The organism is Arthrobacter sp. Leaf69 (assembly GCF_001422645.1).
In the GTDB taxonomy this organism is placed as follows: Bacteria; Actinomycetota; Actinomycetes; order Actinomycetales; family Micrococcaceae; genus Arthrobacter.
In genome coordinates this window covers 97459-122839 of sequence record NZ_LMLR01000011.1, presented here as the reverse complement: position 1 = coordinate 122839, position 25381 = coordinate 97459, and the positions used below count along the sequence as shown (strand labels likewise).

General features: G+C 66.2%; 23 protein-coding genes. 13 read left to right on the top strand and 10 right to left on the bottom strand.

Going from position 1 to position 25381, the window contains the following annotated elements; all coding sequences use genetic code 11:
* The first annotated feature begins 55 nt into the window (after window positions 1–55).
* From leuA to ASE96_RS10030, 3 genes are all read left to right on the top strand, one after another.
* On the top strand, window positions 56–1795 hold the full coding sequence (gene leuA, locus ASE96_RS10040; protein ID WP_056429515.1) for a 2-isopropylmalate synthase: 1740 nt from the start codon (window positions 56–58) through the stop codon (window positions 1793–1795).
* A gap of 105 nt (window positions 1796–1900) precedes the next feature.
* The gene (gene recO, locus ASE96_RS10035) at window positions 1901–2656 is read left to right on the top strand and encodes a DNA repair protein RecO (protein WP_056429513.1); all 756 of its coding nucleotides are present in this window, start codon (window positions 1901–1903) and stop codon (window positions 2654–2656) included.
* A gap of 32 nt (window positions 2657–2688) precedes the next feature.
* Complete coding sequence (locus tag ASE96_RS10030) at window positions 2689–3516, top strand: isoprenyl transferase (protein ID WP_056429511.1); 828 nt, start codon at window positions 2689–2691, stop codon at window positions 3514–3516.
* Window positions 3517–3564: 48 nt separating this feature from the next.
* On the opposite strand, the gene ASE96_RS10025 is transcribed toward ASE96_RS10030, so the two are convergent.
* Window positions 3565–4587, bottom strand: coding sequence for an alpha/beta hydrolase (locus ASE96_RS10025; RefSeq protein WP_056429509.1), 1023 nt, complete (start codon window positions 4585–4587; stop codon window positions 3565–3567).
* Between the two features lie 67 nt (window positions 4588–4654).
* On the opposite strand from ASE96_RS10025, the gene ASE96_RS10020 reads away from it, so the two are divergent.
* A complete protein-coding gene (locus tag ASE96_RS10020) occupies window positions 4655–5728 on the top strand; it encodes a quinone-dependent dihydroorotate dehydrogenase (protein WP_056429507.1) in 1074 nt (357 codons plus the stop codon).
* Window positions 5729–5853: 125 nt separating this feature from the next.
* Here ASE96_RS10020 and ASE96_RS10015 read toward each other — a convergent pair whose 3' ends face one another.
* Window positions 5854–6453 (bottom strand): DUF3043 domain-containing protein, encoded by a 600-nt coding sequence (locus ASE96_RS10015; protein ID WP_056429505.1) that lies wholly within the window; start codon window positions 6451–6453, stop codon window positions 5854–5856.
* A 113-nt stretch (window positions 6454–6566) separates the two neighbouring features.
* Between ASE96_RS10015 and ASE96_RS10010 the strand changes: the two genes are divergently transcribed.
* The 5 genes from ASE96_RS10010 (at window position 6567) to ASE96_RS09990 (ending at window position 11764) form a co-directional block, all read left to right on the top strand.
* Window positions 6567–7997, top strand: coding sequence for a dipeptidase (locus ASE96_RS10010; protein ID WP_056429999.1), 1431 nt, complete (start codon window positions 6567–6569; stop codon window positions 7995–7997).
* 171 nt (window positions 7998–8168) lie between these two features.
* Entirely contained in the window at window positions 8169–8558 is a 390-nt protein-coding gene (locus ASE96_RS10005) for a HesB/IscA family protein (protein ID WP_056429503.1), read from the top strand.
* Window positions 8559–8758: 200 nt separating this feature from the next.
* Window positions 8759–9631, top strand: coding sequence for an aa3-type cytochrome oxidase subunit II (ctaC, locus tag ASE96_RS10000; RefSeq protein ID WP_056429502.1), 873 nt, complete (start codon window positions 8759–8761; stop codon window positions 9629–9631).
* 10 nt (window positions 9632–9641) lie between these two features.
* The gene (gene ctaD / locus ASE96_RS09995; protein ID WP_056429500.1) at window positions 9642–11363 is read left to right on the top strand and encodes an aa3-type cytochrome oxidase subunit I; all 1722 of its coding nucleotides are present in this window, start codon (window positions 9642–9644) and stop codon (window positions 11361–11363) included.
* The gene (locus ASE96_RS09990; protein ID WP_056429499.1) at window positions 11363–11764 is read left to right on the top strand and encodes a cytochrome c oxidase subunit 4; all 402 of its coding nucleotides are present in this window, start codon (window positions 11363–11365) and stop codon (window positions 11762–11764) included. Before ctaD ends, ASE96_RS09990 begins: the two co-directional genes overlap by 1 nt.
* Here the strand turns inward: ASE96_RS09990 and ASE96_RS18825 are convergent.
* Entirely contained in the window at window positions 11761–12105 is a 345-nt protein-coding gene (locus tag ASE96_RS18825; RefSeq protein ID WP_200913034.1) for an HPr family phosphocarrier protein, read from the bottom strand. The genes ASE96_RS09990 and ASE96_RS18825 overlap by 4 nt on opposite strands.
* Window positions 12106–12292: 187 nt before the next feature.
* Between ASE96_RS18825 and ASE96_RS09980 the strand changes: the two genes are divergently transcribed.
* Window positions 12293–13060: a GntR family transcriptional regulator gene (locus ASE96_RS09980; protein ID WP_056429497.1), complete on the top strand. Its 768-nt coding sequence runs from the start codon at window positions 12293–12295 to the stop codon at window positions 13058–13060.
* Between the two features lie 750 nt (window positions 13061–13810).
* Here ASE96_RS09980 and qcrB read toward each other — a convergent pair.
* The 4 genes from qcrB to ctaE form a co-directional block, all read right to left on the bottom strand.
* Window positions 13811–15490 (bottom strand): cytochrome bc1 complex cytochrome b subunit, encoded by a 1680-nt coding sequence (gene qcrB, locus ASE96_RS09975; RefSeq protein ID WP_056429494.1) that lies wholly within the window; start codon window positions 15488–15490, stop codon window positions 13811–13813.
* The gene (gene qcrA, locus ASE96_RS09970) at window positions 15468–16538 is read right to left on the bottom strand and encodes a cytochrome bc1 complex Rieske iron-sulfur subunit (RefSeq protein WP_056429493.1); all 1071 of its coding nucleotides are present in this window, start codon (window positions 16536–16538) and stop codon (window positions 15468–15470) included. Before qcrA ends, qcrB begins: the two co-directional genes overlap by 23 nt.
* Window positions 16539–16639: 101 nt before the next feature.
* Window positions 16640–17425, bottom strand: coding sequence for a cytochrome bc1 complex diheme cytochrome c subunit (gene qcrC / locus ASE96_RS09965; RefSeq protein ID WP_056429491.1), 786 nt, complete (start codon window positions 17423–17425; stop codon window positions 16640–16642).
* Between the two features lie 86 nt (window positions 17426–17511).
* Entirely contained in the window at window positions 17512–18186 is a 675-nt protein-coding gene (gene ctaE, locus ASE96_RS09960) for an aa3-type cytochrome oxidase subunit III (RefSeq protein ID WP_442853893.1), read from the bottom strand.
* A gap of 112 nt (window positions 18187–18298) precedes the next feature.
* On the opposite strand from ctaE, the gene trpD reads away from it, so the two are divergent.
* A complete protein-coding gene (trpD, locus tag ASE96_RS09955; RefSeq protein ID WP_056429487.1) occupies window positions 18299–19357 on the top strand; it encodes an anthranilate phosphoribosyltransferase in 1059 nt (352 codons plus the stop codon).
* A gap of 108 nt (window positions 19358–19465) precedes the next feature.
* Here trpD and ASE96_RS09950 read toward each other — a convergent pair whose 3' ends face one another.
* Both ASE96_RS09950 and ASE96_RS09945 read right to left on the bottom strand, forming a co-directional pair.
* Window positions 19466–19747, bottom strand: coding sequence for an Lrp/AsnC family transcriptional regulator (locus ASE96_RS09950; RefSeq protein WP_056429486.1), 282 nt, complete (start codon window positions 19745–19747; stop codon window positions 19466–19468).
* 97 nt (window positions 19748–19844) lie between these two features.
* Window positions 19845–20285 (bottom strand): DUF3054 domain-containing protein, encoded by a 441-nt coding sequence (locus ASE96_RS09945; protein WP_056429484.1) that lies wholly within the window; start codon window positions 20283–20285, stop codon window positions 19845–19847.
* 131 nt (window positions 20286–20416) lie between these two features.
* Between ASE96_RS09945 and ASE96_RS09940 the strand changes: the two genes are divergently transcribed.
* Window positions 20417–20893: a VOC family protein gene (locus ASE96_RS09940; RefSeq protein ID WP_056429482.1), complete on the top strand. Its 477-nt coding sequence runs from the start codon at window positions 20417–20419 to the stop codon at window positions 20891–20893.
* Window positions 20894–21047: 154 nt separating this feature from the next.
* Entirely contained in the window at window positions 21048–23228 is a 2181-nt protein-coding gene (locus ASE96_RS09935) for an elongation factor G-like protein EF-G2 (protein WP_056429480.1), read from the top strand.
* A 5-nt stretch (window positions 23229–23233) separates the two neighbouring features.
* On the opposite strand, the gene ASE96_RS09930 is transcribed toward ASE96_RS09935, so the two are convergent.
* Window positions 23234–25231: a glycosyltransferase family 2 protein gene (locus ASE96_RS09930; RefSeq protein WP_156367557.1), complete on the bottom strand. Its 1998-nt coding sequence runs from the start codon at window positions 25229–25231 to the stop codon at window positions 23234–23236.
* Between the last annotated feature and the right edge of the window lie 150 nt (window positions 25232–25381).

Here is a 25381-nt window from a genome sequence, read left to right as displayed (position 1 = left end):
TTTGTGTTGCCCGGCCACCCTTTCACCAAGAACCACAGAAAAGGCCCCGATTGTAATGCGAAACGCACAGAAGCCCTCAGGAATGCCCGTCCACCGCTACGTTCCGTTCCAGGACATCATCACGGTGGAACTGCCGGACCGCACCTGGCCGGACAAAGTCATCGCCAAGGCCCCGCGCTGGTGCGCCGTGGACCTCCGTGACGGCAACCAGGCCCTGATCGACCCCATGAGCCCCGCCCGCAAGCTGAAGATGTTCCAGCTGCTGGTCCGGATGGGCTACAAGGAAATCGAAGTCGGGTTCCCCTCGGCCTCGCAGACGGACTTCGACTTCGTCCGGCAGCTGATCGAGGGCAACCACATCCCGGACGACGTCACCATCCAGGTCCTGACCCAGGCCCGCGAACACCTGATCGAGCGGACCTACGAGTCCCTCGTCGGCGCCAAGCAGGCAATCGTCCACCTGTACAACTCGACGTCGGTCCTGCAGCGCAGGGTCGTCTTCAACCAGGACGAGGACGGAATCCTGGACATCGCCCTGCAGGGCGCGCGGCTGTGCAAGAAGTACGAGGAGACCCTGCAGGACACCCACATCACCTACGAGTACTCCCCGGAATCCTTCACCGGGACCGAGCTGGAGTACGCCGTCCGGGTCTGCAACGCCATCGCCGACGTGTTCGAGGCCTCCGCCGACAGCCAGGTCATCATCAACCTGCCGGCCACCGTGGAAATGGCCACCCCCAACGTCTATGCCGACTCCATCGAGTGGATGAGCCGGAACCTGCACCCGCGGGAGGGCATCATCCTGTCCCTCCACCCGCACAATGACCGCGGCACCGGCGTCGCCGCCGCCGAACTGGGCTACCTCGCCGGCGCGGACCGGATCGAGGGCTGCCTCTTCGGCAATGGCGAACGGACCGGCAACGTGGACCTGGTGACCCTGGGCCTGAACATGTTCGTCCAGGGCATCGACCCGATGATCGACTTCTCCGACATCGACGAGGTCCGCCGCACCGTGGAGTACTGCAACCAGCTGCCGGTGGCCGAGCGCGCACCCTACGGCGGGGACCTTGTCTTCACCGCTTTCTCCGGCTCGCACCAGGACGCCATCAAGAAGGGCCTGGAAGCCCTGGAGAAAGACGCGGCAGCCGCCGGCAAGGACGTCGCCGACTACCCCTGGCAGGTCCCGTACCTGCCGGTCGACCCGAAGGACCTCGGCCGCAGCTACGAGGCGGTCATCCGGGTCAACTCCCAGTCGGGCAAGGGCGGCGTCGCGTACCTGCTGAAGAACGAGCACAACCTGGACCTGCCGCGCCGGGCCCAGATCGAGTTCTCCGGCGTCATCCAGAAGCAGACCGACACCGTGGGCGGCGAAGTCAGCGGAGCCCAGCTCTGGCAGGTCTTCCAGGATGAATACCTGCCCTCCGGTTCGGCCGACGAACAGTGGGGACGCTACGCCCTGGGCCCGTTCGGCACCGAAACGGACGAGGACGGGTCCATGACGCTGCACGCCACGCTCAAGATCGACGGCAGCCAGGTCCAGCGCACCGGCACCGGCAACGGCCCGATCGCCGCCCTGCTGAGCATCCTGCGCGAGGACGGCGTCGACGTCCGCGTACTGGACTACAGCGAGCACGCCCTGTCCGAAGGCGGCAGCGCCCTCGCCGCGGCCTATGTCGAGTGCGCGGTGGGGGAACGTGTCCTGTGGGGCGTCGGGATTGACGCCAACACCAGCACGTCCTCGCTCAAGGCCGTCATTTCGGCCGTCAACCGGGCCATCCGGGACGCCCGGGCCTAGGCTGCCGGCCGCCGCGCCGCCGGTCCGTCCGGCGGCGCGGCGCGCCTGAAAAGCGGCGGGTCCCCAGAATGCAGTGTTTCCTTCAAGGCGGTGCGAAGATTAACCGTGGCCCAACCCTCCTCCTTTGCCTCCCGCGCCTACCGTGACGACGGTGTGGTGCTGCGTACCCACAAACTGGGCGAAGCGGACCGCATCATCACCATCCTGACCAAGCACCACGGCCAGGTCCGCGCGGTGGCCAAGGGCGTGCGCCGCACCAGCAGCCGCTTCGGCGCCCGGCTCGAACCTTTTATGGTCGTGGACCTCCAGCTGATATCCGGCCGCACCCTGGACATTGTCACGCAGGCCGACGCGAAGGGCGCCTACGGCAGCAATATCGCCGCGGATTACGGCAGCTACACGGTCGCTGCGGCGATGACCGAAACGGCGGAGAAGCTGACCGACGTCGACGGCGAAGCGGGCACCGCCCAATACAACCTCCTCGTCGGCGCCCTCGCCTCGCTGAGCCGGGGCGACCACACCCCCGAACTCATCCTCGACTCCTACTTGCTGCGTGCCCTCGCCACCGGCGGCTGGGCACCGAGTTTCACCGACTGTGCCCGCTGCGGGGCCGGCGGGCCCCACACTGCGTTTTCGGCGCCGCTCGGCGGCATGGTGTGCGCGGACTGCCGCCCGCCCGGATCGCCCGCACCCGCCGCGGAAACGGTCCTGCTGCTTGGCGCGCTGCTGACGGGGGACTGGGCGACGGCGGACGCGTCAGTTCCTGCGCACCGGCGCGAGGCGGCCGGCCTGGTGGCCAGCTATCTGCAGTGGCACCTCGAACGAGTGCTCAAGTCCCTCAAACATGTGGAGCGAACCTAACTGTGGCACCGGGAAAGAACTAGGGAAAAACTGTGGCATTGGGTAAAAAGAAGAATCCGGTCCGGCAGCGGAGCACCCCCGTGGTGAGCCCGTACCCGCACCCCTCCGGAGCCGTCCCTCCGGCCATCCCGGCGGAGTTCATTCCGCGGCACGTCGCGATCGTCATGGACGGCAACGGCCGCTGGGCAAACCAGCGCGGCCTGCCCCGGATCGAGGGCCACAAAGCGGGGGAGCCCGCCCTGCTGGACGTGATGGCCGGTGCGATTGAACTCGGCATCGAGCATGTGAGTGTCTACGCCTTCTCCACGGAAAACTGGCGCCGTTCGCCCGAGGAGGTCCGCTTCCTGATGGGATTTAACAAGGACGTGCTGCGTCGGCAGCGCAACCAGCTGGATGAGTGGGGTGTGCGGATCCGCTGGTCCGGCCGGCGGCCCCGGCTCTGGGGCTCCGTGATCCGGGAACTGGAGGAGGCCGAGGACTTCACCCGCGGCAACAGCACCTGCACGTTGAACATGTGTGTTAACTACGGAGGGCGCGCCGAGATCGCCGATGCCGTCTCCGCGATCGCGGAGGAAGTTGCCGCCGGCCGGCTGAAACCGGGCGCCATCACGGAGAAGACCATCCAGAAGTACCTGGACGAGCCGGACCTGCCCGACGTCGACTTGTTCCTGCGCAGCTCCGGCGAGCAGCGGCTCTCCAATTTCATGCTGTGGCAGTCCGCCTACGCCGAATTCGTCTTTATGGACACACTGTGGCCCGACGTGGACCGGCGCACGCTGTGGGACGCGGTTGAGGTGTACGCGCAGCGGGACCGCCGCTACGGCGGGGCAGTGGACGCGGCCCCCGCAGGCCCGGCCTGACACCAGGGTGCTGACCCTGTAGGCCGCCGGGGGAGCGCGCCCCGCGGATCAGGCGGTGCCGCCGTCGTCCAGGACGTAGGCGCGGAGCCAGCGGGCCAGCCGGGCGTAGGCGTCGGCGCGGACGCGCGGGGCGGACAAAAACACGTCGTGCAGAGCGCCGTCGATCCGCTCCAGGGTGACGGTCCGGCCCAGGCTGAGGGCACGCAGGGCGATTGTGTTGACGTCCAGGACGGCATCGGTGCGCCGCATGGATTCCTTCCAGAACATCCCGTTGGCACTGGCCCCGGAAATCAGAACCAGGATGGGAACATCGATGTCCAATCCGCGCGCCACCCGCGACTGCCCGGTGAGGACCGCACTCAGCCAGCCTGCCCGGACGGGAAACGCGCGGGGCGGGCGGTAGTTGTCATCCAGGGTCCACTCGCCCTCCGCGGCGCTGCTGATGCTGCGCCAGTAGAACCCTCGTTCGGGGAGCCGGATGACGGCTTCCGGCCAGAACCGCGCCAGTGGTTCCACCATGGTCCGCGCCGCACGGCGCACGGCCGGACTGCCGTGCATCTCCAGCCACGGGCTGTCGAGGATCAGCTGCGAGATAACGCCGGGATGCCGGCTGGCCCACAGCGCGGCAATCAGCCCGCCGGTCGAATGTCCCATCAGCGCGACCCTCGGCGGTGCTTCGGCCTCGGGGTGCAGCGCGGCGATGATGCCGATCGCCGCGGTGATCTCGGCGTCGTAGTCGTCCAGGTCAGCCACATAGCCGCCGTGCGTGCCGGCGTGCAGGCTCCGCCCGTGGTTGTGCATGTCGAGGGCGAAGAACGCGAAGCCCTGGCGGGTCCAGAAGTCGGCGAGCTCCTCGTTGAAGAAGTAGTCGCTCCAGCCGTGCAGGAACAGCACGGCGCGGGGCCGGCGCCCGGCAGGGCCAGCTTCCGCGCGGACAACGGCGGCGGTGCCCCCCTCGGCACCGGGAACCCTGCGGACCAGCGTGGCGGTGCGTTCGACGCCGTCGGGCCCGGTTGCCGGGAAGGTGCAGGCTTCGAAGTCGTCGCCCAGGATATCGGGTACCCATTCCATTGCTTCATGCTAGCGCCCGGCAGCGGGCGGGTTTGGTCTGGGCCGCCGGAACGGGAAAACTAGAGCCATGCGCGTATATCCGACCTTCTTCCGGCTGGCCTTCTCATGGATGGACGCCGAACGCGCCCATAAGATCGGGTTCAGGGCTATCCGGCTCGTCCACTCCTGCGGGGCCGGGCGGGTGCTGCAACGGTTCACCGCCCCAGCGGCGTCGCTCCAGACCCGGGCGTTCGGCCTCACGTTCCCGTCACCGTTCGGTCTGGCGGCCGGATTCGATAAGGAGGGCCACGGAATCGAGGCGCTCACCGAGCTGGGCTTCGGCCATGTGGAGGTCGGCACGATCACCGGACAAGCCCAGCCCGGCAACCCGGCCCCGCGGCTCTTCCGCCTGGTCCAGGACCGGGCGGTGATCAACCGGATGGGGTTCAACAATGACGGGGCCGCCGCCGTGGCGCCCCGCCTGAAGTCCGCCCGCGCCGCCCTGCAGCGCCGCCACCCCGGTGTCCGCCCGGTGATCGGCGTCAACATCGGCAAGAGCAAGGTGGTGGAGCTGGACGATGCGGTGGCGGACTACCTCATCAGCGCCCGCAGCCTGGCGCCCGCCGCGGACTACCTGGTGGTCAACGTCAGTTCCCCGAACACCCCCGGCCTGCGCCTGCTCCAGGACGTTGATTCGCTCCGCCCGCTGCTGACGGCCGTGGGGGAGGCGGCGGACAAGGCCTCCGGACGCCACATTCCGCTGCTGGTCAAGATCGCCCCGGACCTCAGCGATGAGGACATCGACGACGTCGCGCGCCTGGCACTGGACCTGAACCTGGACGGAATCATCGCCACCAACACCACCGTCGCCCGCACCGGCCTGTCGTCCGCCCCGGACAAGGTGGCGGACTGCGGCGCCGGCGGGCTCTCCGGTGCCCCGCTGAAGCAGCGGTCGCTGGAGGTGCTCGCCCGGTTGAAGGCGGCGACGGGCGGCAAGCTGACCCTGGTCTCGGTGGGCGGCGTCGAAACCGCGCAGGACGTCCAGCAACGGCTCGACGCCGGCGCCACCCTCGTGCAGGGGTACACGGCGTTCCTCTACGAAGGTCCGTTCTGGGCTGCCCACATTAACCGGCAGCTCGCGAAGCACCCATCCCGGCGCTGAAGCAGGCGCCGGGAGAGCGCTGAACCCGGCGGCGCCCCGCGTGCCCGCGGACAGGTGCCGCAATCACATCGGGACGACAAAGCCCCCGGCAGTCCTACTGCCGGGGGCTCTTTGTTGATCGGGGATCAGGCGGGGTATTCGCCGCGCTTGACGAGGGGCTTGGGAAGGCGCAGGCGGCGGAACTGCAGCGAGCGCATGGAACCGTACCAGACGGTGCCGCGCTCCACGTCGCCGAACTTCTCCGTCAGGCGCTTCCGGAGTTTGCGGGAGAGGATGAAGACGTCGACGAAGACGGCCAGGAACATCACCCAGAACCCGCCCAGGACGTAGATCATCTGCTCGCTGGAGGCCGGGACGAGCAGGGAGACCACCACGAAGATCAGGGCGCCGAACATCAGGTATTCACCGAGGCTGAAGCGGGCGTCCACATAGTCACGGGCGAAGCGCTTCTGCGGACCCTTGTCCCGGAGCGGCAGGAACTTCTCGTCTCCGGTGTCCAGGGCGGCCCGCATCTTCAACCGCTGCTCCTGGACCGCTGCACGCTCTGCGGCCTTGGAGGCCTTGCGGTCCTCCGGCACGAGCGGCCGCTTGCGGGCCGCCACCTGCGCGCTGCGCTTGGGCGTGGGCGCGCCCTTGCCGAGGGCGGCGTCCCGGGCTGCTGCCCCGGCCGCCTGCTGGTCAACTATGTCCTGCGCCGATGGCGCTTCTTTTTTACGTCCAAACACCCCTACAGAATACCCCGCGGACACCGGCGCGAGACCCAGCCCACACAGGGTATGACGCGCCGCGGCAGTGTTGAGGGTTTAGGGTGATCCACGGCACGGGTAGTGTTCTGGCCATGACCTCATCACCCGCGGGGAACCCGCAAACCGCAACCGCCCTGGCCGGAAACGTCGACACCGAGGCGCTCCGTCAGGCCGTCACCGAATCCTTCGACACCACCATCGCCCAGTTGAAGGAGCTCGTCGCCATCCCGGGCATCGCCTGGCCCAGCTTCGACCCCGCCCCGCTCAATGCCAGCGCCGACGCCGTCGCCGGGCTGGTGCGCGCCAGCGGGTTCGACGACGTCCGGATCCTGCGCTGCGACAAGGAGGACGGGACTCCCGGCGGCCCCGCCGTCGTCGCCCGCCGTCCCGCCGCCGACGGCAAGCCGACGATCCTGCTCTACGCGCACCACGATGTACAGCCCACCGGCGACCTGACGCTGTGGGAGACGGAGCCGTTCACCGCCGTCGAACGCGACGGGCGGCTTTACGGCCGCGGTGCCGCCGACGACAAGGCCGGGATCCTGGCCCACATCGCCGCCTACGCGGCAGTGACCCGCGTCCTCGGCGACGATCTTGGCCTGGGCGTGACGTTCTTCTTCGAGGGTGAGGAGGAAGCCGGCTCCCCGACCTTCCGCACCTTCCTGGAAACCCACCGGGAGCTGCTGCGCGCCGATGTGATCGTCGTTGCCGACTCCAGCAACTGGAAAGTGGGCATCCCCGCGCTCACCACCAGCCTCCGCGGACTGGTCGACGGCACCATCGAGGTTAAGGTCCTGGACCACGCCGTCCACTCCGGAATGTTCGGCGGCCCCGTGCTGGACGCGCCCACCCTCCTGTCCCGTCTCATCGCCACCCTGCACGACGACGAGGGCAACGTCGCGATCGCCGGGCTGGTCAGCCGGGACGACGCCACCGTGGACCTCTCGGAGGAGGAATACCGCGCGGATGCCTCCGTGCTCGACGGCGTCCGGCTTGCGGGCACCGGCACGATCGCCTCGCGGATGTGGACCAAGCCGGCCCTGTCGATCATCGGCTTCGATGCCCCCGCCGTCGACGTCGCCTCCAACACCCTCCTGCCCCGGGCGCGGGCCAAGTTCAGCATGCGGCTCGCCCCCGGGCAGGATCCGGCCGAGGCCATGGAGGCGGTCCGCCGGCATGTGGAAGCCAACGCTCCGTTCGGCGCCCACGTGGTCTTCACTCCGGGGGAGAGCGGCAACGCCTTCCTCACGGACACGTCCTCCCGGGCTGCCGGCGTCGCGATGTGGGCGCTCGGCGAGGCATGGGGCGTCCCAGCGGTGGAAACCGGTATTGGCGGCTCCATCCCGTTCATCGCGGACCTGACCGAGCTCTATCCGGATGTTCAGATCCTGGTCACCGGCGTCGAGGATCCCGATTCCCGGGCGCACAGCGCGAACGAATCCCTCCACCTCGGGGATTTCCGGAACGCCATCGTCGCTGAAGCTCTGATGCTCGCCCGGCTGAATGAGGACGGACCGGCCTGACCGGGCGGGCCGGCCGCGTTCCCGGGGAACATCCAGCCCGCAGGGACGGTTACGTCAGAAGTTAGAGCTACACGGCTGATCGACGTAGCATGTAGCTATAGCCCGTACCGAATAAGTAGGGGCGGGTGCCGCCTTGGCGGTGCCGCCACCACCGTCGTTAGAAGGTAGGCCATGAGCACTACAACCAATGAAAACAGCGCCGACACCACCGCCACGGCGGGCGAGGAACTGGCCACGCACGAAGTCCAGCTGACCGACGTCGCGGCAGGCAAGGTCCGCAGCCTGCTGGAGCAGGAAGGCCGTACCGACCTGCGCCTCCGCGTGGCTGTGCAGCCCGGCGGTTGCTCCGGCCTGATTTACCAGCTCTACTTCGACGAAAGGCTCCTCGACGGAGACGCCGTGCGGGACTACGACGGTGTTGAAGTTGTCGTCGACAAAATGAGCGTCCCCTACCTCAGCGGTGCCAGCATCGACTTCGAGGACACCATCTCCAAGCAGGGCTTTACGATCGACAATCCCAACGCCGGCGGCTCCTGCGCGTGCGGTGATTCCTTCCACTAAGGCCGGGCAAACTGCCCGGCCTTAGTGCCGCAGGATCCATAACGAGCGGACCCGGCAAAAAGGTCCCGACGCACGGCGCGGACATGTGGGCGAAAACTCGCGGGGAGCGGTAAGCTCTACACCGAGTAGTAAAACTTTTCGTGTGCCCTGACCGCCATTTTGCGGGCCGGGGCGACAGCAACAAGTAGGAAGGGCCGTCTGTGAGTTCGCAGAACCGAACCGGCAGCCGACGCAAACAGATCACTACGATCACTGGCTTGGCACTCGCCGGCGCGTTGGCTTTGACTGGATGTTCACCAGAGGTACAGAAAGGGTGGCTGCCCACGGAACGTGGCACCACCAACCACACTGACCGCATCATGGACCTCTGGGTCAACTCATGGATTGCCGCGCTGATTGTCGGTGTCATTACCTGGGGCCTGTTGATCTGGTGCATGGTCGCCTACCGGCGCCGCAAGGGCACCGTCGGATTCCCCCGGCAGAACAGCTTCAACCTGCCCCTCGAGGTCTTCTACCTGACGATCCCGCTGTTCATGGTCTTGGTGTTCTTCTACTTCACCGACCGCGACCAGCAGGCGATCGACAACCGCGCCGAGCCTGCCGACGTCGTCGTTGACGTCCGCGGCAAGCAGTGGGCCTGGGACTTCAACTACAAAAAGGGCGACGTGATCCGCGAGGACGTCCACGAAGCCGGCGTCCAGGCGCACCTCACCGGTGAGGCAGTGGATAAGGAAAAGCTCCCCACCCTGTACCTCCCGGTCAACAAATCGGTGGACGTCGAGCTGAACGCCCGCGACGTCATCCACTCCTTCTGGGTCCCCGCCTTCCTGCAGAAGCGCGACATGATCCCCGGAAAGACCAACTACATCAGGTTCACCCCCACCAAGGAGGGAACCTACGACGGCAAGTGCGCCGAACTCTGTGGCGAATACCACTCCGAAATGCTGTTCCGCGTAAAGGTCGTTTCCGACGCCGAATTCCAGGCGCACCTGGAAAAGCTGCGCCAGGACGGCAACACCGGTCTCCTCGGCGAAGAGTACGACCGCAACCCGGCCCCGACCGAATCCAAGTAAGGGGAGCGACGTGGCAACTACCTATTCACAGCCCACCGGGACCCTCGAGGCTCCCGTAGTACCGAAGTCCAAGGGACGCATTGTCGTCAACTGGATCACCTCCACCGACCACAAGACCATCGGGTACATGTACCTGATCGCGTCCTTCGTGTTCTTCTGCTTCGGCGGCGTCATGGCGCTGCTGATCCGCGCCGAGCTGTTTGAGCCCGGCATGCAGATCCTGCAGACCAAAGAGCAGTACAACCAGCTCTTCACCATGCACGGCACCGTCATGCTGCTGATGTTCGCGACGCCGCTCTTTGCCGGGTTCGCCAACGTCATCATGCCGCTCCAGATCGGTGCACCCGACGTCGCCTTCCCGCGACTGAACGCACTGGCGTTCTGGTTCTTCCTCTTCGGCTCCACCATCGCCGTGTCCGGCTTCGTCACCCCGCAGGGTGCGGCATCGTTCGGCTGGTTCGCCTACGCGCCGCTGTCCAATACGACCTTCAGCCCGGGCGTGGGCGGTGACCTCTGGGTCTTCGGTCTGGCGCTCTCCGGCTTCGGCACCATCCTCGGTGCGGTCAACTTCATCACCACGATCATCTGCATGCGTGCCCCGGGCATGACCATGTGGCGCATGCCGATCTTCACCTGGAACATCCTGGTGACGGCAATCCTGGTCCTGATGGCGTTCCCGCCGCTGGCCGCGGCCCTCTTCGCCCTCGGCGCGGACCGGCGCTTCGGTGCCCACATCTTCGACCCTGAGAACGGCGGCGCCGTCCTCTGGCAGCACCTCTTCTGGTTCTTCGGGCACCCCGAGGTCTACATCATCGCCCTGCCGTTCTTCGGCATCGTCTCGGAGATCTTCCCGGTCTTCAGCCGCAAGCCGATCTTCGGTTACAAGGGCCTCGTCTACGCAACCATCTCCATCGCCGCCCTGTCCGTGACCGTGTGGGCGCACCACATGTACGTCACCGGCTCGGTACTGCTGCCGTTCTTCTCCTTCATGACGATGCTGATCGCCGTCCCGACCGGTGTGAAGTTCTTCAACTGGATCGGCACCATGTGGCGGGGTTCCATCACGTTCGAAACCCCCATGCTGTGGAGCATCGGCTTCCTGGCGACGTTCCTCTTCGGCGGCCTGACCGGCATCATCCTGGCCTCCCCGCCGCTGGACTTCCACGTCTCGGACTCCTACTTCGTGGTGGCGCACTTCCACTACGTCGTCTTCGGCACCGTGGTGTTCGCGATGTTCGCCGGCTTCTACTTCTGGTGGCCGAAGTGGACCGGCAAGATGCTCAACGAACGCCTCGGCAAGATCCACTTCTGGATGCTCTTCCTCGGCTTCCACGGCACGTTCCTCATCCAGCACTGGCTGGGCGTCGAGGGCATGCCCCGCCGGTACGCGGATTACATGCCCCAGGACAACTTCACCTGGATGAACCAGTTCTCCACCTACGCCTCGTTTCTGCTGGGCGCCTCGCTGATCCCGTTCTTCTGGAACGTCTACGTCACCTGGCGCAGCAACGAGAAGGTTGAAGTGGATGACCCGTGGGGCTTCGGCGCCTCGCTCGAATGGGCCACCTCCTGCCCGCCGCCGCGTCACAACTTCACCTCGCTGCCGCGGATCCGTTCGGAGCGTCCTGCCCTGGACCTGCACCACCCCGAACTCTCCCAGACATACACCGTGGATTCTCCTGCCCCGGCCGCAGAAGCCCTCGGTAACGCCGACCAGAAGGACAACCCCTAGTGAAGATCGAATCAAGGATTTTTGGACTCGGAGTTTTCTTCTTCGTGCCGGTCGCTCTCATCTACGGCTTCCTGACCAACTGGTCCGAGTGGGTCGGCATCCTCGGCGTGCTGCTGGTCGGCGGCCTCGCCGGCATGATCGGCGCCTACCTCGCCTTCACCGGCAAGCGCGTCGGGATGCGTCCCGAGGACCGCAGTGACGCCGAGATCCACGAGGGCGCCGGCGAGCAGGGCCACTTCAGCCCCTGGAGCTGGTGGCCGCTCGTCCTGGGCCTGGCCAGCGCCACTGGATTCCTCGGACTGGCCATTGGCTTCTGGATTGTCTACATCGCCGCCGGCCTCGCGCTGGTCGCCCTGGTCGGCTGGGTCTACGAGTACAGCCGCGGGGACCACGCGCACTAAACGTCCCTTAGGACACAAACCGAGTCAACTACGTCGGCGGGCCCCACCTTTCCGGTGGGGCCGTCAGCTCGTCGCCGGGCAGCTCCAGCCGGGTGCGTCCCGTCTGGCGTCCGTGGATGGTTTCCACGGCCGGCGTCGGGGGAGACGGCCAGCTCCACGGTGCAGCCGCAGTGGAAGTCCTCGGTCATGACTTCCAGCAGGGAGCGGGCATCCACGCCGGGCCTGCCGTCCTTGCTGATCGTGACGGGCAGGCCGGTCTCATGGACAGCGCGGACAAACAGCGCTGCGGGCCGTGCATGCAGTCCGATGGACGCCTTGACGATTGCGTTCCGAACGGGCAACGGGACTCCCTTATCTCTTACGGTGTCATTGGTGCCGGGGGGATACCGGCGCATTCAAGCCTAGCTGCGGGCATGCTTCCGGGCGAACGGCGACGCGGGTGGTCTAGACCTGTGCGCCGCGTGGCTTAACCTTGAAGCATGAAGATTTCCGGAAGGCCGCACAGTGGCGGCCTCTGACGCAGCGCGCATGGCCGGCGAAATAGACCGGCAAAACGGGACGCCCATTTACATCCAGTTGAGGGAAATCATCAGGGCCCATATTGTGAGCGCCTGCCCGCCGGGTTCGGCGCTTCCCTCGGAGCGGGACCTCGCCGAACGGTTCGGGCTGGCCCGGATGACTGTACGTCAGGCCATTGACGCCCTGGTCGGGGAGGAGGTCATCGAGCGTGTGGTGGGACTCGGCACCTTCGTGCGGAAGCCCAAACTGGATCTCCAGGTCAAGCTGACCTCGTACAGCGAGGAAATGCAGCGCCGCGGCATGGTTCCCGCCGCGAAAGTCCTCAGTTTCGAGCAGATCGGTGCCAGCGCATTCCTGGCCCGGGAACTGCAGTTGGAGGAGGGGACGCCCCTGGTGCGGTTCCGCCGCCTCCTGCTCGCGGACAACGAACCCATGAGCGTCGACGAGAACTTTATCCCCGCCCACCGGGTACCCGGACTGCTCGACGGCGAACCGCCAACCTCGCTGTACAACGTCCTGAGCGAACGCTTCGGCCTGGTGATGGAGTGGGGCGAGGACATGATCGAGGCAACGGCTGCTTCCCCGTCGACCGCCCGACTGCTCAATGTTGAAGTCGGGTCGCCTCTCCTGAAGATCCAGCGCCACGCCTTCGTGGCGCGGGCCATGGTGGACTACTCGGTGTCCTACTACCGGGCGGACCGGTACAAACTCTGGGTGCCCCTGCAGCGGCCAGGCGTCCGCCCCACGCGGAACTACGCTTCGGGGTACCGCTCGTAGCCCGAACGCTGGGCCAGCCGATCAACCCACGGATGCACCACCTTCGGAGCCCGCTGCTAGGCACGTGATTTGCAGGGGCCACTCGGCGACGCCGCGTGAAATGTGCGATGGTGAACCCCAAACACTGCATTCCGGGGGGCGAATGACACGGAAAACGTTCATGTTTCTGACCTGCGTGATGCTTTCCGTTGCGTGGTACTTAGCGGTAGGCGCGTTTGATCGGCTCATCCTCTCGCGATCATCAGACGATTTCGCAATACTGCTATACCGAGCATCTGCCTGCCGGCACGGTGCATAACCCCGAGGGATTCATTTTCCCGCCCACAGGCACTTACGAATTTGCTCCCCTCGGGGTGGGGTGCATTTTCGCTACGGCCGACGGAACGACGACTGACTCCTTTTACGTCAGGTACTACCCGATGGTTCTTGCGTGCATCCCTGGGATCGCAACCTTGATGTGTGGCGCACGAATCGCCTGGAGCCACCTGCACCCAGGGGACAAAATCCCACAGAACGGCAGTCGGACATAGCTCTTCGGCCAGTGTGTGTGGTCATCCGTGTCGTTAGACTCGGCTCGCCTGAAGGGTACGCCGCTACCTCTCATGCCCATAGTGTGCCGCGAGAATGCGTGCACTAGGTCTGCCACGGGGTGCCGCCGCCCTGGGGTCTCACCAGACGGGCATTCCCATCGGGGACGAAGGAAGGCCCGGTCTTGGTGGACCGGGCCTTCCTGGTGTTCACTGCGGCCTGTTAGTGGCTGAGCGTTTTCTGCGACTCACCAGACTCGATGGCCTCGTGCTCGCCGTGGTGGCCGTGGGCCGCCGCGAGCTCTGCGGGAGTAGCCGGGGCAACCCGGTCCTCGAAGAACCACATGGAGAAGAGCGCGCGGCGCTTCTCCTTCTTGTCGACGACGCCGTGCGCGTTCGGCTCCGCGGGAAGCGGAGACGGCGACTCGAAGCCAACAAGCTTGTAGCGCTTGTACTCGTCCAGCGGTGCGTGGACCTCGATGAACTCGCCATGCGGCAGGCGCACGATGCGGCCGGTTTCGCGGCCGTGCAGGGCAATCTCGCGGTCCTTGCGCTGCAGTGCCAGGGCGACGCGCTTCGTGACAATGAAGGCGATGACCGGGCCGACGAAGAACAGTGCCCGCAGCCAGTAGGTCACATCGTTCAGCGACACGTGGAAGTGCGTGGCGATGAGGTCCGAGCCGGCGGCCGCCCACATCACGCAGTACCAGACAAAGCCAGCCATGCCGATGGCGGTACGCGTGGGAGCGTTGCGGGGGCGGTCCAGGACGTGGTGTTCGCGGTTGTCTTTGGTGATCCAGCGTTCGATCCACGGGTAGGTGAACAGCACGGTGAAGATGATCCCTGCAGGCACCAGGGCCGGGAGCAGCACATTGAAGGTGAAGACCTGGCCGAACCAGACCTGCTCGACACTCCAGTTGCCGATCGTGCCCGGCATGAGGCGCAGGGCGCCATCGACGAAGCCGATGTACCAGTCAGGCTGCGTACCCGCCGAAACGGGGGAGGGGTCGTACGGGCCGTAGTTCCAGATCGGGTTGATGGTGAAGAACCCGGCCATGAGGGCAACGACACCGAACACGATGAAGAAGAAGCCGCCGGCCTTGGCCGCGTACACCGGGCCGAGGGGGTAGCCGACGACGTTGCCGTCGTTGCGGCCCGGGCCGGGGTACTGGGTGTGCTTGTGCACCACCACCATAAAGAGGTGCAGGACGATCATCAGGAGGATGAGTGCCGGAACCAGCAGGATGTGGAGCATGTACAGGCGGCCGATGATGACCGTTCCGGGGAATTCTCCGCCGAAGAGGAAGAACGAGATGTACGTTCCGACCACCGGAATGGACTTGATCACGCCGTCGATGATGCGCAGGCCGTTGCCGGAGAGCAGGTCATCGGGGAGGGAGTAACCGGTGAAGCCGGCTGCCATCGAGAGGATGAGCAGCACGCCGCCCACCACCCAGTTCATTTCGCGGGGCTTGCGGAACGCGCCGGTGAAGAACACGCGCAGCATGTGCACGGACACGGATGCTACAAAAAGCAGCGCGGACCAGTGGTGGACCTGGCGCATGAACAGGCCGCCGCGGACGTCGAAGGAGATGTCCAGGGAAGAGCTGTAAGCCACTGACATTTCGACGTTCTTCAGCGGTGTGTAGGAACCCTGGTAATGGGTCTCCGCCATGGACGGATCAAAGAAGAAGGTCAGGAAGGTGCCCGACAGCAGCAGAATGACGAAGGAGTACAGGGCGACTTCGCCGAACATGAAGGACCAGTGGTCCGGGAAAACCTTGCGGCCGAATTCACGCAGGATGCCTGATCCGCCGACGCGCTCGTCAACAAAGTTCGTGATGCGGCCGCCCTTGGTCTTGGCGACGAAGGTGGGGGCACTAGGCGTTGATGTTGCGCTCATGCTGCTCACGCTCCCAATAGCTAGGTCCAACAGGTTCATGGAAGTCGCTGGTGGCGACCAGGTAGCCCTCGGCGTCAACCGCGATTGGCAGCTGGGGGAGAGGACGGCTGGCCGGTCCAAAGATAACCTTGCATTCCTGCGTGAGGTCGAAGGTTGACTGGTGGCACGGGCACAGCAGGTGGTGGGTCTGCTGCTCGTAGAGGGCAACAGGGCAACCAACATGGGTGCAGATCTTGGAGTAGGCAACAATGCCGTTGTAGGCCCAGTCCGCACGACCGGGGGAGGGGTGGAGTTCCTCCGGGTTCAGGCGCATGAGCAGGACAACAGACTTGGCCTTTTCATTCAGCTTGCCTTCGTTCAGTTCGTTCAGGCCTTCCGGGATGACGTGGAACGCTGAACCGATGGTCACGTCGGCGGCCTTGATGGGCGTGCCGTCAGGATCACGGGTGAGCCGCTTGAGCTTGCCATCCTGGGGTGCCCACATGGTGTGCGCCAGGGCGTCGTCGGGACGCGGACCCAGGTCACCGAAGACGGCGAGGGCCGGCAGGGGAGCCAGCGCCACGGCGCCCAGGAGGGTGTTGCGGATCAGCGGGCGGCGCTTGATGCCGGTTTCCTCGACGATGTCGTCGACGATCCGGACAGCGGCTTGGCGGTCATCCTCCGTGCGGATGGCATGACGCTCTTCCGAGACTTCGTGGTCCGGCATCAGGGCCTTCGCCCAGTGCACAATTCCGGTGCCGATACCCAGCATTGCAAACGCGGTGCCAATACCCAGCAGCGCGTTCTGCAGCCGGATGGTGGCGATCGTGCTGTCATCTCCCAGATCAATGGCGAAGTACGCCACCAAGAAGATCAGGGTGCCAACGACCGAGGTCCCGAAAAGAAGGGCTACCTGCCGTTCTGCTCGCTTTGCGGCCTTCGGGTCCGTGTCAGCCAGGCGCAAACGATGCGGGGGAATTCCAGGATCCTGGAACTTCTCCACCTCATTCTGACCAGCCGTAGCTACGGTGCCCGAGTGGTTCGGACTGCCGTCACTATGGTTGCCCATAATTCGCCTCATCCCTCTCTCGTCTCGGCGAGTGCCGAGTTAGCTTTCAATTCAAACTGCTGACGGGTCAGCAGAAAATTCTTACAGGTGCAACAGGTGGGCTAGGACGTCCGGGACGTCAGCCAGATGGTGAAGGCGATGATGACGCCGAGGCCGGCGATCCAGACAAACAGGCCTTCAGAAACCGGACCCAGAGAGCCCAGATCCGCGCCGCCGGGTGAACCGTTGGCCTCGATCTGCTTCAGGAAGGTAATGATGTCGCGCTTGCCCTCGGGGGAGAGGTTGGCGTCATTGAACACCGGCATGTTCTGCGGGCCGGTGACCATCGCTTCGTAGATGTGCTTGCTGGACACACCGCTCAGCGCCGGAGCGAATTTGCCCCGGGTCAGCGCACCGCCGGCGGCGGCGGCGTTGTGGCACATGGCGCAGTTCACGCGGAACAGCTCGCCGCCCTTGGCGGCGTCCCCCTGACCATCGAGGACATTTGCCTCGGGAATCGACGGGCCGGGGCCGAGCGAAGCTACGTAGGCGGCCAGCTGGTGGGTCTGCTCATCGTTGAACTGAACAGGCTTCTTGGGGGCCTGCGGGCCGTTCATCTGCATGGGCATGCGGCCGGTGCCGACCTGGAAGTCGACGGCGGCAGCGCCGACGCCTACCAGGGAGGGGCCGTCCTGCGTACCGCTGGCGCCCATGCCGTGGCAGGTGGCGCAGTTGGACTCAAAGAGCTTGCCGCCTTCCTCTGCGTCGTTGGCGCTGAAGGTAGTGGTGGCTTTGGCCTGGTTGACGGTGGTGGCAACGGCGTACAGCCCACCAGTGACCAGGAGGCCCATCAGCAGCAGTGCAATTGCTGCCAGTGGGTGACGTCGCTTCTGCGAGAGTGCCTTCACGTGGTGGTTCCTTTATTCGATCCTGCGTGGGCTCCGAGAGCCGCTTCTTGAAATTCTGCCTCTTGTAGAAAAAGAGTCAAGTCTTGCTACTTGAGGACGTAGATGACCAGGAAGAGGCCGATCCAGACGACGTCGACGAAGTGCCAGTAGTACGAGGTGACGATCGCGGAGGTTGCTTCGAAGTGGCCGAACTTCTTCGCCGCGAAGGACCGGCCCATGATGAGGAGGAAGGCAACCAAGCCGCCGATGACGTGCAGGCCGTGGAAGCCCGTGGTGATGTAGAACGCCGAACCGTAGGCGTTGGAGGAGAGCGAGACATGCTCGGAAACGAGCATGGCGTACTCAGTCGCCTGGCCGGCCACGAAGAAGGCACCCATGATGAAAGTCAGGGTGAACCATTCGTTCATTCCCCAGCGGGTGAAGCTGAGGGGCCCGCCGCTTCGACGCGGCTGAAGCCGCTCAGCGGCGAAGACGCCCATCTGGCAAGTAAAGGAACTTGCCACGAGGACGATCGTGTTGACGAGCGCAAAGGGGAAGTTGAGCTTGGCTGTCTCTTCGGCCCACATCAGTCCGGAAGTCGAACGGAGTGTGAAGTACATGGCGAAGAGACCGGCGAAGAACATCAACTCACTGGACAGCCAGACTACGGTTCCAACAGAAACCATGTTCGGGCGATTCAGCGTCGGGTGCGCCGGGGTACTGGGGGCATGGGTCGCAGATGTCACATAGACATTATGTCTATAAAACTCCGTCCTGCCCAACGCAAACCGCCTTTTGGGGGGACTTTTTCTACAAAGACGCGAATTCGCGCGGAAAAGTTCCCGGACCCGTTCACATTGGTCTTTGCAGTACGCACCTCGATAGCATCGGAACGTGACTTCTCAGGCATCTGCACAGGCGGCAGGCAACACCTGGCCGCGGCTCATCAACGCCCTCATCAACGGCACGGATCTCACCGCCGGAAACACCGAGTGGGCGATGAACTCGATCATGTCCGGAGAGGCCACGCCCGCGCAGGTCGCCGGATTCCTCGTGGCACTGCGGTCCAAAGGCGAGACCGTCGACGAGCTGGTCGGGCTGGTTGAGGCGATGATCGCCAACGCCAGCCCCATAGAGATCGCCGGGCAGAAGCTGGACATCGTCGGCACCGGCGGGGACCAGCAGAACACCGTCAACATTTCGACCATGGCAGCGCTGATCGCGGCGGGCGCGGGCGCCAAGGTGGTAAAGCACGGCAACCGTGCAGCGTCCTCCACCTCCGGTTCCGCGGATGTCCTGGAGGCCCTGGGCGTCCGGCTGGACCTGCCGATCCCTCGGGTCGCCCTCAATGCGGAGGAAGCGGGCATCACGTTCTGCTTCGCCCAGGTGTTCCACCCCTCGATGCGGCATGCCGCCGTCGCCCGCCGTGAACTCGGCGTGCCCACGGCCTTCAACTTCCTGGGACCCATGATCAACCCGGCCCACGTTCAGGCCTCGGCGGTGGGCGTCGCCAACGAGCGGATGGCCCCGCTGGTGGCGGGAGTGCTGGCCAAGCGCGGCAGCCGCGGACTCGTGTTCCGCGGGGATGACGGACTGGATGAACTGACCACTACCGGCCCGTCCCGGGTGTGGGAAATCCGGAACGGCGCGGTAAGTGAAGAGACGTTCGATCCGGGTGATCTGGGAATTCGACGGGCAACCCTTGAGGAACTGCGCGGCGGGGACGCCGCAGCCAATGCCGCCGTAGTGCGTTCCGTTCTTGCCGGCGGCCGCGGTCCTGCCCGGGATGCCGCCCTGCTGAACGCCGCGGCCGGGCTCGTGGCCTTCGATCTGGACGCCGTCGGGCCGTTCGGCGAGCGGATGGCCGCGGCGTTGAAGCGTGCGGATGAGTCCATCGAATCTGGTGCGGCCGCAGCCGTCCTGGACCGCTGGGTCGCGCTGTCGCGCAGTTGACCTGCGCACCAGCTGACCTGCACACCAGTTGACAAGCACTCCGCCTGAACCGTCCGCGGGGACTTAGCCGGGCGGGGCGCTCCCGGCGTGGGCCCCGCCTGCGTGGCCCTACTCTTCGAAGCCGAGGGCGAACGCCGCGTCCAGGTCGTGCTGGGAATAGGCGCGGAACGCGATCTGCGTGGTGGTGTGGACAACGCCGGGGACCTTGGAGAGCTTGTCCGCGATCGCGTCCGCCAGATCCTCGTGCTTCGGGACCCGGGCGATCGCAATGAGATCCCACTCGCCGGTGACGGAGTACACCTCGCTGATGCCCTGGATGGCGGAGATCTCTTCCGCGGTCTCCGGGATGCGGGAAGCGTCTGTCTTAATCAGGACGAAAGCGGTGACCACGTGTGAACCTTTCCGGATCTGTTGCGCCGTTGCCGGCCGGTGACGGGCCCCTGACGGTAGTCCCCGGGGCCGGCCATGTCCTTGCAAGCCTAGTCCATCAGGCCCTGCCGCGGCGTGTGTTTCGCCGCCGGATGGCCGAGGCCAGGAGGCGGTATCCCAGCAGGAACAGCCCCAGGCTGAGCAGCGCCACGATCACGAACGGCAGCACCACCGTCTGCCCGGTGACGGCCCGCAGGAGCATACCGACAGTGACCGCGCCGAGCCAGACGCCGACGCCGGCCGGCCAGAGGGCCAGCGGCGACCGCCAGATCCGCAAGGCCAGCCAGGACACCGCCGCACCGGCCAGGAACGGCCAGGCGGTGGCCAGCACGCCGGTGACGACGTCCCCGCGCTGATGGGCGTCACGGCCGATGGCCGCGAAAAGGAGGATCAGTGCCGCGTCCGCGCATGCGGCCAGTACGGCTGTCCGCGTCGCTCTCGATGCCGGGGCCGGTCCGGTATCGGCGGGGCGGGGGAGCGGTGGCGTTGAAGAAGGCATGTTCCAAGCCTATCCGGGTGCGGCGCTGGGAGCCGTTGTGTCCGATAGTCCCCGCGACTAGGCTCGGCCCACAACCCCGCACTGCCCGGGACGCACCGTAAGGGTCCGGGCCAAACGAAAGAGGATGCGCTGTGGCCGAAAAGATCACCACCTGCCTGTGGTTCGACAACCAGGCGGAGGAAGCTGCCGGGTTCTACGTCTCCATCTTCGACGGCGGGAAGGTGACCGACGTGTCCCGCTACGGCGAGGGCGGTCCCGGACCGGCTGGCCAGGCGATCACCGTGCGCTTCGAAATCGAGGGGCGGACCTTCACGGCCTTGAACGGGGGACCGGCCTTCACCTTCAACGAGTCAATCTCGTTCGTCATCGACTGTTCGTCCCAGGCGGAAGTGGATCGCTACTGGACTGCGCTGGGCGAGGGCGGCACCGAAAGCCAGTGCGGTTGGCTCAAAGACAGGTACGGGGTTTCGTGGCAGGTGGTCCCCTCTGTGCTGGGCGAGCTGATCGGCGGTCCGGATCCGGCGGGTGCACACCGCGCCATGCAGGCCATGCTGGGCATGCAGAAGCTGGACATCGCGGTCTTGCAGAAGGCCTACGACGGAAGCTGACCCGGGGCCGGGCGCGGAATGCCGTGACGTTGCAGGGGAGTTGGCTTTTGCATCTTGCCGACAGATCGCCGCAGGGTGTCCAATCCATATAGGCGGCCCCGCGCCGCGCCATGGCCTGCGGGCGGCGGGCCGACAGATGCATCAGGAGGTTCCCATGCCTGCCAAAGACGCAAAGGCTCCGGCGAAGGCCGCCGCCCGGGGCACTTCTGAACTGCGGCGCGCCGACGCCACCGATGCCCAGCCGCCCGAAGAGCCGGAGCAGATCCGGAACGTGGCGCTGGTGGGCCACTCCGGAGCAGGCAAGACGATGCTGGCAGAGGCGCTGCTGGCCGCAACCGGTGCCATCTCGCGGAAGGGGTCGATCACCGAAGGCACCACGGTCGGCGACTCGGAGCCGGCCGCGGTCCACCAGCAACGCTCCGTCGCCCTCTCCGTGGTGCCCGTGACGGCCGGCGGCATCAAAGTGAACCTCCTCGACACCCCGGGCTACCCGGACTTTGTCGGGGAACTGCGGGCCGGGTTGCGGGCGGCGGACGCGGCGTTGTTCGTTGTCTCGGCCGTGGACGGCATTGACGCTGCCACAACGGCCCTCTGGGGAGAGTGCCAGCGCCTCGCGGTGCCGCGGGCTGTGGTGATCAGCCGGCTGGATCATCCCCGGGCCGACTTCGACGCCGCGCTCGAAAGATGCCAGCGGGCCTTCGGGGACACGGTGGTGCCGCTCTACCTTCCGGTCAGCAAAGGGACGGACATTACCGGCCTGTTGGGCCTGCTTTCGGGCACCGTTTCGGAGCAGTCGCCGGATGATGCGCCGCCCGCGTTCCGGAACACGGACGACGTCGAGCGCGTCGCCTCGGAAGCGGCCCGGGGAGCCCTGATTGAAGGGATCATCGCCGAAAGCGAGGACGAGTCGTTGATGGAACGGTACCTTGACGGCGAGGAAATCCCGCCCGAGGTCCTGGTCAGCGACTTGGAGACGGCTGTTGCCCGGGGTTCCTTCCATCCCGTGATCGCCACGTCCGCCGAGACCGGCGTCGGCCTGGCCGAACTGCTGGAGGTGGTGACGCGGGCCTTCCCCGCGCCCACCGAACGGCCCCGTCCCGCGGTGTCCCACCTTGACGGGACGCCGGCCGCGACACCGGACTGCGACCCCGCAGCTCCGCTGCTCGGCGAAGTGGTGCGCACCACCACCGATCCTTTCCTGGGCCGCGTCTGCCTGGTCCGGCTCTTTGCCGGCACGCTGCGGGAGGACTCGGCGGTCCATGTGGCCGGGCGCGGCCTGGCGGACCGGGGCCACGTCGATCACGACAGCGATGAGCGGGTCTCCCACCTGTATTCGCCGCTGGGATCCAGCCTGCGGCCTGTGCCGTTCAGCGTCGCCGGGGATATCTGCGCCCTGACGAAGCTGGGGCCGGCCGAGACAGGGGACACGGTTTCGGCCAAGGAATTTCCGCTGCTGATCCAACCGTGGGAGATGCCGGAGCCGCTGCTGCCCGTTGCCGTTGAAGCGGCCTCCCACGGTGATGAGGATGCCCTGGCGCGCAGCCTGGGCAAGGTGGCTGCGGGGGACCCGGCGCTCCGGGTGGAACGGAACGCCGAGACGCACCAGCTGGTCCTCTGGTGCATGGGGGAGGCGCACGCGGACGTGGTCCTGGGAAGGTTGCGCGAGCAGGGCGTCAACCTGCGGACCGTCGACATTGTGACCCCGCTGCGGGAGACCTTTGCCGCTCCGGCCGCAGGCCACGGACGGCACGTGAAGCAGTCGGGCGGCCACGGCCAGTACGCCGTCTGCGACATCGAGGTGGAGCCGCTGGAACGGGGGGCCGGCTTTGAATTCGTGGACAAAACCGTGGGCGGGGTGATTCCGGGCCCCTTTGTCACTTCGGTGGAGAAGGGCGTGCGGGCGCAGATGCAGAAGGGCGTGTCCGCGGGTTTCCCGGTGGTGGATATCCGGGTGACCCTGCTCGGCGGCAAGGCGCACAGTGTGGATTCGTCTGACGCGGCCTTTCAGGCTGCCGGTGCGCTGGCCTTGCGGGAGGCCGCCGCGGCCGGACGGATTCAACTGCTGGAACCCGTCTCGGCGGCGACGATCGCCGTTGCCGATGAGCACGTCGGCGCGGTGATGAGCGATCTGTCCTCGCGCCGGGCGCGGCTGACCGGAACGACGTCGACCGCGGGAGAGCTGACCGAAATCAGCGCCGAAGTGCCGGACCAGGAACTGGTGCGGTACGCCGTCGAGCTGCGCGCACTGACGTCGGGAAGCGGCCGGTTCCGCCGGAGCTACCTGCGCCACGAACCCGTACCGCCGGCTGCCGCACGAGCGGCTGCGAAGGACTGAGCAGGTCAGCGGCCACGGAGGGACGCCGCTGCGGGGACTCCGGCCGGGAAGTCGGGCAGGGCACCGGCGGGAGTGTGGAAGATCCACATCGACAGCACCCGGTAGACGTCCCAGTCCCCGTCGGCCGCGCGCAGCGACGCCACCTGGGAACCGTCCGCCTCGTCCGTGACCCTGATGACCTCCAGTCGGACCGTCGGTGCGCCCGGCAGGCGGAGCGGGACAAAGCCCGACGGCGGCAGCGTGCCCTGCGGGAAGCGTACGGCAGCTCCACCTACGGAAACGTCGAGAAGGTCGCCCCGGACGCCGTCGCTCTCCACGGGAGCATCCACCTCAAAGCGGTAGGCGTTGCGGCGCGACGTAGCGAATTCCGCTGCGCGGATTCGCCGGGTGCCAAGGACCAGCACAACGCCGGCGAGAACCAGCCACGCACCGGAAGCCACCGTGGAGCCCGGCGAGGTGCGCCAGGGCACCAGGCCGGCAAGCCCGGCCGCAGCATAGAGGATCACGAGGCTGATCAGCACCACCATCACGAGCAGGATGCGCGGTGTCCGGCCGCGGAGGCGGACGTCCGCGGCGCCCTTGGGCGTGACTTCAAAGTGAAGAATGTTTCGGGTGATCAGCCACCACAGGCACGCCAGGCCCACCGGAACGCGGAAGATGCGCAGTGCGAAGGCGGTTGGCCAGTGAATCTCACGGCGCATCAGCCGTTTGGAACCCCACAGCCGGATGGTGAACATGGCAATGAAGACGCCGGTAAACAGGAGGGGGCCCGCCGTGGACGTCTGGGCACCGGAGAGCATTACCAACACTGGAATGAGGAAGGCGACCAGGGTGGCGATGCCTTCCAGCCACCAGAGTGTTCCGTTGAGGTACTCGTGGTAGTTCCGCCAGGACATCCAGCTCTTCGCCGCCCACAGCTTTTCGTGGACCAGGATCTGCATGGCCCCCATTCCCCAGCGCCGCCGCTGCAGGAGGTACTGGTCCGGGGTGGCCGGGGCCAGCCCCACAGCGAGGGTCTGGTGGTGGTAGACGGTTTTCCAGCCGCGCCGGATGAGTTTGAGCGTGGTGTGCATGTCCTCGGTGATGGTCTCGGTTGCCACTCCGCCGACCTCCCGGAGGGCGCTGATCCGCAACAGCGACGTCGATCCGCACCAGAACGGGCCCGCGCCCGGCACGTTGCGCGAGGGCATCATGACGTTGAAGAACATGCCCTGTTCGCCCGTGATGCCGTCGTCGTCGAACGCGCCTCCGTTGTAAAAGGACTGCGGACCCTGGATCAGGGCCACCTCGTCGTCAGCGAACCAGCCCAGCGTGGCGGTCAGGAACGTCGGCAGCGGCACATGGTCGCAGTCCAGAACGGCAATGATGTCAATCCCCGGGGCGCCGGCGGCCTCTTCCGCCGCCATCAGGTCGAGGGCATGGTTCATGTTGCCGGCCTTGGCGTGATCGTGGACGTCGCGCCGGACATAGCGGGCACCGTAGGCGGCGCACATCTCCTCCACCCACGGCCGGTCGCCGTCGTCGAGAACCCACGTCTCGTGCTCCGGGGCGAGTTCGCAGGCAGCGGCGACCGTGGGTGTCAGCACCTCGATCGGTTCGTTGTACGTCGGGATCAGGACCGCGACACGCATCCCGTGCGGCGCCTCGTCCACCGGCGCCGGCGGGCGGCTGTCGATATTCCAGACTGCCCATGCCTTCAGAACCAAGCCAGTCAGCGGCAGCGCTTCGAAGGTCAGCAGGATCCACGCGATGGTGAGGTTCCATTCGCCGGAGGGCAGGGTGAAGAGCACGCGCCAGACGAGGTAGAGAATCAGGGCCGCGATGGCGGCGAGGGCGCCCACGTGTGCCCAGCGGCGGGAGCGTGGGGCCTCAAGTCCGGGAGTCCCCAGCCTGGCCGCCCAGCCGGCAATACCGGCTTTGGACAGGGCTTTGGCCTCCAGCGGGGCGGCTGGCGAAGCGGCGGACAGTTCATGTGGGCGTAGCCGCACGTCGTCGCGAGACACGTACTCTCCTGAGATAGATTGTTGCCCCCAACGGGCCCAGCGTATCAACGCGTGGGGCGGAAGTAATCTCGTGGGGCAGAAGCTGCGCTAAAGCTTCGCCTTTCTGTTCGCTCAAGGGGGCCAGGGTCTCTCGGGGCCACGGCTCAGGCG

Coding starts and splice junctions, on each gene's coding strand:
- qcrB (WP_056429494.1), bottom strand. CDS start 15,490: ATGAGCGCAACATCAACGCCTAGTGCCCCCACCTTCGTCGCCAAGACC.
- ASE96_RS10025 (WP_056429509.1), bottom strand. CDS start 4,587: ATGGAATGGGTACCCGATATCCTGGGCGACGACTTCGAAGCCTGCACC.
- qcrA (WP_056429493.1), bottom strand. CDS start 16,538: ATGGGCAACCATAGTGACGGCAGTCCGAACCACTCGGGCACCGTAGCT.
- ASE96_RS09980 (WP_056429497.1), top strand. CDS start 12,293: ATGGCCGGCGAAATAGACCGGCAAAACGGGACGCCCATTTACATCCAG.
- leuA (WP_056429515.1), top strand. CDS start 56: ATGCGAAACGCACAGAAGCCCTCAGGAATGCCCGTCCACCGCTACGTT.
- ASE96_RS10005 (WP_056429503.1), top strand. CDS start 8,169: ATGAGCACTACAACCAATGAAAACAGCGCCGACACCACCGCCACGGCG.
- ASE96_RS10020 (WP_056429507.1), top strand. CDS start 4,655: ATGCGCGTATATCCGACCTTCTTCCGGCTGGCCTTCTCATGGATGGAC.
- ASE96_RS09935 (WP_056429480.1), top strand. CDS start 21,048: ATGCCTGCCAAAGACGCAAAGGCTCCGGCGAAGGCCGCCGCCCGGGGC.
- ASE96_RS10010 (WP_056429999.1), top strand. CDS start 6,567: ATGACCTCATCACCCGCGGGGAACCCGCAAACCGCAACCGCCCTGGCC.
- ASE96_RS09945 (WP_056429484.1), bottom strand. CDS start 20,285: ATGCCTTCTTCAACGCCACCGCTCCCCCGCCCCGCCGATACCGGACCG.